Consider the following 7,978-nt stretch of genomic DNA (forward strand, 5'->3'; position numbering starts at 1 on the left):
TCACTACCTCAAAACAACCTTTGTATTTTTTCTTTCATATTAATTACTAATTTCTAGCTACAAAGGTTGCTTATTATATAGGTAATAAATGATGGCGATTAGTAAACTGCTTTAACCTTGTCGTCATAACGCACACCGGGCAGGATACATAGCATCTCAAACAACAAATTTGCCGCCAATACAGAGGTGTTACCAAATGGATCATAAGGTGGCGATACTTCAACCAAATCACCGCCGACTACATCTAGACCGCGCATACCACGCACAATTTCGATACCTTGCGTTGAGGTCAAACCACCGATTTCAGCGGTACCCGTACCTGGGGCAAATGCAGGATCGATACCGTCGATGTCAAAGCTCAAGTAGACAGGGCCATCGCCTAGCTTTTCGCGTACTTCTGCCATCAATGGCGCTAGTGACTTGTACCAGCACTCTTCAGCAGGCACCACGCGAAAGCCCTGCTCTGTTGACCAGTCAAACTCCTCAGCGCTATAGCCTGTCCCACGCAATCCAATCTGTACCACACGGTTACCATCGATTAGATTCTCTTCAACCGCACGGCGAAACGGTGTGCCGTGGGCGATTTTTTCGCCAAACATATCATCATTGATATCAGCATGAGCATCGATATGTACCATACCGACAGGACCATGTTTCTTGGCAAGTGCTCGTAGGATAGGTAGCGCGATAGTGTGATCGCCGCCTAGCGTCAATGGAATGGCATCGTGTTTCACGATTTTATCGGTATAGAATTGTTCGATGATATCAACGCTTTTTAGCAGGTTGAATGTATTGATAGGGACATCGCCGATATCAGCGACTTGTAATGACTCAAAAGGCGCAGCACGAGTGGCCACGTTATAAGGGCGAATCATTCTTGACTCATCACGAATCTGTCTAGGGCCCAATCTTGCACCGCTACGGTTAGATGCACCAATATCTAAAGGGACACCAACAAACGCGACATCTAGCCCTTCAGCATCGGCTTGAGTTGGCAGGCGCATCATAGAAGCGAAACCGCCAAATCTTGGCATTTCATTACCACTTAATGGTTGATTGAATGTCATAAATTCTTCCTTGCTTTATTTGATTAAAGTACACAATTTGCTACATACCATTGACAATACATAAATATAAGAGCATGAACCATGGTAAAATTTAGAAGTAAACTTCTGAATTTTCGTAGTAAGGCAGACTTATATGTTATTAGCAGAAGTTTGTTGGAAAGCGTATTTATTGGAGGACGGTTCTTGATATTAGACGAATTGATAAAAATAGACGTAAAAACCCTACGTAGTTTTATGGCTATCGTAGACTGCAAAGGGGTGACAGCAGCTCAGACACGCCTAAACGTCACACCTTCGGTGATTAGTGGTCATCTAACGCATTTGGAAGATCGCTTGGGTATGACATTATGCCATCGTGGTCGCGCAGGATTTAAGCTGACAGAGGATGGCGCAGCGGTTTATGAGGCTTGCGTTGCATTTACTGAATCGGTCGCCAATTTTCAACATCAGCTGCATTATATTCAGCAACTAGACTCTGTTCATGGTGGACATATTAGACTGTGTCTAACCGACCAAATGCCTAAGTTTTTTTATGATGCACTAAGACAGCGTCTTGCTAGCAGCTACCGCAATAACCCATTGATACATTTTTCTATCGACGTTCAAAGCCCTGAGAGCATGTTAGAAAAACTGCTCAGTAACGAAAGTGATATTGGCGTTGGTTATTTTGGCAGTTTTCCACCGTTACTGACGTTTGAGCCAGCATTTGTAGAAAGACAAATGGTATGCTGCGGACGTGAGCATCGACTGTTTTATAATGCAGAAGGATTAACATTAGAAGACTTAGAACAAAACTACCCATGGATTAAGCGTGGCTATATTACGGATGTCAGCATCCATCACGTACGTCCTAAAACATTAAGTGCCACCACTTATCATATGGAAGCAACCGCACAGTTGATTCTTGCCGGTCACCATGTTGGTTATTTACCTCGTGACCTAGCCATGCGCTATGAAAGAGAAGGTTTGATGAAAATATTACTGCGAGAAGAAGCCAGTTATGCCGTCGAGCACCATTGGGCATATCGGCAGAATCAGCACAAACATATTGCTGACTTTTTGAATAAAATGATGAACCTACTATAGAATACATTCATATATAGCCAAATAAATAATAGACACTAGGATGTGCCTGTTGCGGGTTCTTCGTACTTTAGACCGATGGTTCTCAGCTTCCCTTTGTCATCAACTTCCTTGATAACTAATGACCATTCATCACTTATTACAACGGTATCGCCTGATACTGGCGCGGTACCCAGATGTGATTTCACATACTCAGCCACCGTTTGCTCCCACATATTTTTTGCACTGTCTTCATCGGACGTTTTGAGTGTTTTTACCAGCGTTTCAGACGCCATGATGCCTGTAAAAAATGGCAAGTCACCAAGCTTCACGCTGGGTGATAACAGCCAGTCACCATAGAAATCATCGATAGCTTTACGATCTAGTGTCGTATCATTGAAGATCTTGGCAATTTTGCTAGCGTGATTGCCTCTCATCGCATACCAGACACTATCGCCGAATTTTAGCTTTGTGCTGTCATCGACCACTACGATTTGTTGGTTGCGCACTAGCGCAAAGACACTGATTTCGTCAGGGTTAATGCCTTTAGAGATACCCATAGGATGACGCCCAATGGCAAATGCGCCTGACTTTGCCTCAAACTCATACAGTGTGATACTGGCCTTATCTGATACCCAAACCTCATGTTCTTCTTTGGGGTCTTTATTCGTTGGAATACGTACTTTAAACAGGTTTGCCATTGTAGGGATGGTCGTACCTTGCAAAATTAGTGAGAGAACCACGACACCAAAGGCAATATCAAACAGCATAAACGCGTTATCTATCCCAGCCATGACGGGTAAAATCGCCAAGGTAATAGGCACTGCTCCGCGTAAACCAACCCAAGAAATAAACCCAATTTCTCTGTCTTTAAATTTGAATGGTTTGACGCTGGTATAGACGGCAATAGGGCGCGCCACAAAGATCATAAAGAGTGCGATCGCCACTGAATAGTGCCAGACATTGAGGACATTTGATGGAGTGACCAATAGCCCTAGCACCACAAACAGTACCGCCTGAGACAACCAAGCAAAGCTGTCCATCACTCGCATGACATGCTCTGTTGAGCGGACCTTATGGTTACCGATTAATACACCAGTGAGATATACCGCCAAGAATCCACTGCCGCCAATGAGATTGGTCGCAGCGAATACAGCCAAGCCAGCGGAGAGGATCAAAATGGCATACATCCCTTCTGCTAGATGCACCTTTGGTAACAATCGAGATAAAAAATAACCAAACAATAGGCCCATGCCTAGCCCAAAGCTCAGCTGCTGCAGCAATAAAACCAAAAAACCAAACATTGTCTGACCAGCAGGGTCAACATTTAAAGCGATAAGACCAGTGACTAATAAAATAGCTAAGGGATCGTTGGCACCAGACTCTAATTCGAGCGTGGCTTGTACACGGTCGTTAAGTTTGACGCCACCATTGCGCAATAGAGAGAATACCGCTGCCGCATCGGTTGAACCGACAATCGCTGCCATCAGTAAACCAAAGCGCCAATCGACATCGAGCAGCCAAGTGACAAATACCCCTAACACCATGACTGTGACCAGCACACCCCATGTGGCCAGGGTAACTGCAGGTTTTAGACCTACTCGGAAAGACTTGAAGGACGTACGTAAACCACCATCTAACAAGATACAAGCTAAGGCTGCCTGTCCAACGAAATTGGCTAGCGTATATTGAGAGAATTCGATACCCAAGATACCCTGCTCGCCTGCCAACATACCCACTATCAAAAACAACAATAATAATGGTACGCCTAAGCGAGCCGATAACGTACTCGCCATGATACTGGCGAAGATTAATACTGCGCCTACCAGATACAGGATATTCAAGGTATCCATTTTTTTTGAGCCCTATTTTTTATTATTCAGAATCGTAATTGATTGCGATATTGTTTTCATTATCTTGCTGTTAGTAGATATTACACCAGTGAGCCTAACATAAGCGGCCGTTATTCAAAATATGAATGGCAATTATTTGTGATGATATTAGCATCACTATTAGAACTAGCAGCCAATACTAAATCAATAAAAAACACTTCAAGTAAAAACGCTCAAATATTAAAGCAAAGCTCATCAAATACTATGGCTGTGCTGAAAGAGTTTATGCCTTAGTAATACTTAGCCCTGAATGTATTGCCATGTCAGTACCAAAATAGCGGCCGCAATCGTCCAAGCGACCACGCCTAATAGCAGTGCCTTGTATAAGCTCATATAACTGATGCTAAAAAACACTACAAAGGTATAAATCAAATGCGGTATGACACCAAGCATACTAAATATCAGCGCGATCTTTAAATCAGCAGGACTACGCTCAGTACCAACGATAAAGTGACTGATTAACGTAAAAGTGGGAAATAATGGCGCAAGTGCGGCCAAATAGAAAAATCTAGTTTGAGCAAATAGTTGAATTGCCAGTACCATCAGTGCGCCGATAAGCATTTTTAACCAAATCACGACGGGTCTATCTCCTGTTGAGTATAAAGGCTGAACGTAGCCCAATCCGCCATGATACTAAAGTCTGCAAACTGACATAAGAGCAAACACTGATTAATTAACCCGTATGATAAAAAAATACAAAAAACCCCATCTAGCTATGGTGCTAAATGGGGCCGTTTACTTCTATTGAGCAGACTTTTACAAATTGCCTAGTCTTTTTTTGGTTTTAGCGCCGCGCTGATATCTGCTAGTAATGGCGGTATATCATGCTTGTCTGCAATTACCTCAATCATCACAAGCTTGTCAGTCGTCTCGGCAGCTTTGTCAAAAGCAGACTTTAGCTCACCTGCTGTCTCTGCTCTGAGTAATACGCTATTTTCTTCTGTCGCGCCAAATGCTTGTGGCATAATCTGCCAGTCGCATTTAGGAATGTCATTATAATACTGGTTCTCACCATGAATTGCGCGCTCTACCGTATAGCCATCGTTATTGACTAAGACGATCACAGGGTTGATGCGCTCTTGAATGATTACTGCCAACTCTTGCACAGTCAGCAATGCTGAACCATCACCAATCAATAACACACTGCGTTTATCTGGTGACGCAATCGCCGCGCCCAAGCTGGCAGGCAACGTGTAACCAATCGACCCCCACATGGGCTGCCCATATGACGTCACCCCTTCTGGCAGACGCACATCACTGATACCAAAATAGGCCGTTCCTTGTTCAGAAAATACCAAGTTATTATGATCTAAGCGATCAGCGATAATATGCCATAGGTCATCTTGGCGAATAGACTCACTGTCTTTACCTTTTTGTTCGTACGGCTTAACTTCTTCACAGAAAGGTTTTGGTACGATGTTGATGCCAGAGGTCATCACTTCATGCAGGGCTTGCAACGCATCTTTTAGCGCAATCGGTGCAAAATTCTTACCACTGATGGAAGCACGCTCATAATGTAAATCTACGACCACATCTTCATTAATATCTTGGCTAAATCCTGCGGTAGTAGTGTCGGTATATTGTACCCCTACTTTGATAAGACATTCGCAGTTTTCTACCGCATCTTTCACAATTGGACGCGAAGCAACACCCGCATAAGTACCTGCCCAACGATTGCTATTTTCATCGAGTAGCGTCTTACCCCAAGATAGCGTGGTATAAGGAATGTCTGTATCAGCGATCAGTGCTTTGAGCTGTGATTGTAATCCCAAACGATGCACCATCAAATCCGCCATTAGTGTGGTGGTCTTATTTGGCAAAAACTCTGTCAGTGCTTGTTTGAAATCTGACAATGCCGCTTGGCTGGTAATATCTTCTTGGCTATCGATCAACTTAGTCGTTGGTGGATAGATAGGCTGGCGCGCGACGTCTGGTGATAGTAGTAGATAACCTGGACGATGCTTTTTGAGAATCAAACGAATCACTCTATCAATTTCTGAGGCAGCATTTTCAGGGGTAATCTGAGCTCGTGCCACGGTCACTGGCTCAACCATCTTAATGAAATGATTGAATACGCCGTCACCAAGCGAATGATGAATACGACGCTTTGAGTCTTGTAAGGCTGTGCTGGGCGCACCTACGATATGCAATACAGGCGCATACTCAGCAAAAGAACCTGCGGTTGCGTTAATCGCTGACAGCTCGCCTACACCAAAAGTCGTCACCATAGTGGCAAACCCACGCTCACGTGCATAGCCATCAGCAGCATAGCCTGCGTTTAGCTCATTGGTATTACCCACCCAACGCAGCTTGTCAGAGGCGAGAATATTATCCAAAAAAGTTAAATTGAAATCACCAGGTACGCCAAATATCTCAGATGCACCCGCTTCTGCGACACGATCAAACAAATAATCAGCGATGGTATATTGTTGACTCATTTTTTATCCTTGTAACTTATCTTTGTAAGTATTGATAACTGTGAATGTAATTGAGATTAAATTATAAAGTGCGTCCCAGCTTATTTATGCACTCAAAGCTTTTGGAATACATATTATAATAAACCGTTATAACATACATCTATAACCAGAAGACATGCCTATTTTAATAACTTCAACTTTTTTCGTCATAAGTGTTGACACCCTAAAAAAACCGCGTATAATACGCCTTCATCAACTGACGATAGTTAATTGATAATTAGCGGGAATAGCTCAGTGGTAGAGCATAACCTTGCCAAGGTTGGGGTCGAGAGTTCGAATCTCTTTTCCCGCTCCAAATACTTAAAAATCCTCACTTAACAGTGAGGATTTTTTTTGTCCAATTTTCAAGGTCTGTAGCATTTTTCAGTATTAGCTATTCAGTCTAATTGCTAAGTTCATCTAAAATATTAAAAGCTCAAAAATCAGCACCGTGACCAAAACGTGACCATTTCGTGCTCACGCTATAAATACTGATTTTGTAATTGACCCCAACTGACTATTCCTACCTTTATAAGAAGCGATGCTAAAGAATATTTTCTTAGTATCGCTTTTGCTTTTCCACTGCTTTTTTATAATTAGCTCATAGCGTGACCAAATCATGAAAAAGTAAATATAAAAAATAACCCTAAACTTAATTTTATACTTTGAAGCGCCTTACATATCCAGCTTTGGATGGCAGACTTTACTTATATCAAAACAATAATCGGCTGGGTATATACCACTTTTATTATTGATGTGTTTGCTCGCGCTATTGTGGGCTGGAAAGTTTCCAATCGCATGAACACCGATATGGTGATGCCGGCATTAAACCAAGCAATAGCAGATAGAAACAATCCCAAAGATGTCATTCATCACAGTGATCGAGGGGTTCCGTACTTATCCATTCGCTACACTGAGAAGATGGCTAACTGCGGTGTGATTACTTCTGTCGGTACCACAGGTGATTCATACGACAATGCACTAGCTGAAACAGTCAATGGGCTTTATAAGTCTGAGGTCATTCATTATTTGAAAGAGAGCTGGACTAGCGTTAATGATGTTGAATTAGCAACCCTTGAATAGGTGGACTGGTTTAACAAAAAAGGCTGCATCGTACGATTGGTTATGTGTCACCTTTTGATTTTGAAAAACGGTATTATGATAATTTAACCCTGGCAGGCATCGCTGCCTGACTCAGGTAAATCAATCTCCGATAAAGTCGGGGCGGTTCACTCTTCACAATGTGAGTGGTAATTCTCTAAGAAGCCAATTCCATATTCCAGTTAATTAAAATCACTTCATGCAGACGCCTCTCAATCTATTTAAGCAATTCACGATTGATATATCTATAAAATAGATTCATGACGAACTAGCTTTTTGTAAAAAGGTAACGGCTCTATAAATTGAAAGCTTTACACTACTAAATGGTTCATGTATCAGATATTGATGCTTTCCTATCCTTCCATTCTCATTAAAAATTACAAATAGATACAATCTAAGT

Annotated in this window: 5 protein-coding genes, 1 tRNA gene and 1 pseudogene; 3 read left to right on the top strand and 4 right to left on the bottom strand. The window is 42.4% G+C overall.

Features of this window, described 5'->3' with window-relative positions; translation table 11 throughout:
• Positions 1-98: 98 nt before the first annotated feature.
• Complete coding sequence (gene speB / locus ACT3QR_RS11345) at positions 99-1,067, bottom strand: agmatinase (RefSeq protein WP_444521438.1); 969 nt, start codon at positions 1,065-1,067, stop codon at positions 99-101.
• A 183-nt stretch (positions 1,068-1,250) separates the two neighbouring features.
• On the opposite strand from speB, the gene ACT3QR_RS11350 reads away from it, so the two are divergent.
• Positions 1,251-2,153 (top strand): LysR family transcriptional regulator, encoded by a 903-nt coding sequence (locus ACT3QR_RS11350; RefSeq protein ID WP_444521439.1) that lies wholly within the window; start codon positions 1,251-1,253, stop codon positions 2,151-2,153.
• Between the two features lie 35 nt (positions 2,154-2,188).
• Here the strand turns inward: ACT3QR_RS11350 and ACT3QR_RS11355 are convergent, their stop codons facing one another.
• From ACT3QR_RS11355 to ACT3QR_RS11365, 3 genes are all read right to left on the bottom strand, one after another.
• Positions 2,189-3,982, bottom strand: a complete 1,794-nt coding sequence (locus tag ACT3QR_RS11355) for a potassium/proton antiporter (protein WP_444521440.1) — start codon at positions 3,980-3,982, stop codon at positions 2,189-2,191.
• Between the two features lie 279 nt (positions 3,983-4,261).
• The gene (locus ACT3QR_RS11360; protein WP_444521441.1) at positions 4,262-4,597 is read right to left on the bottom strand and encodes a GlpM family protein; all 336 of its coding nucleotides are present in this window, start codon (positions 4,595-4,597) and stop codon (positions 4,262-4,264) included.
• Positions 4,598-4,788: 191 nt separating this feature from the next.
• Entirely contained in the window at positions 4,789-6,459 is a 1,671-nt protein-coding gene (locus ACT3QR_RS11365) for an alpha-keto acid decarboxylase family protein (protein WP_444521442.1), read from the bottom strand.
• Positions 6,460-6,718: 259 nt separating this feature from the next.
• Here ACT3QR_RS11365 and ACT3QR_RS11370 point away from each other — a divergent pair.
• Both ACT3QR_RS11370 and ACT3QR_RS11375 read left to right on the top strand, forming a co-directional pair.
• Positions 6,719-6,793, top strand: a tRNA-Gly gene (locus ACT3QR_RS11370).
• 368 nt (positions 6,794-7,161) lie between these two features.
• Positions 7,162-7,670: pseudogene (locus ACT3QR_RS11375) on the top strand (IS3 family transposase); the annotation flags it as partial.
• Between the last annotated feature and the right edge of the window lie 308 nt (positions 7,671-7,978).

The organism is Psychrobacter sp. AOP7-B1-25 (genome assembly GCF_052376195.1).
Lineage (GTDB): Bacteria > Pseudomonadota > Gammaproteobacteria > Pseudomonadales > Moraxellaceae > Psychrobacter.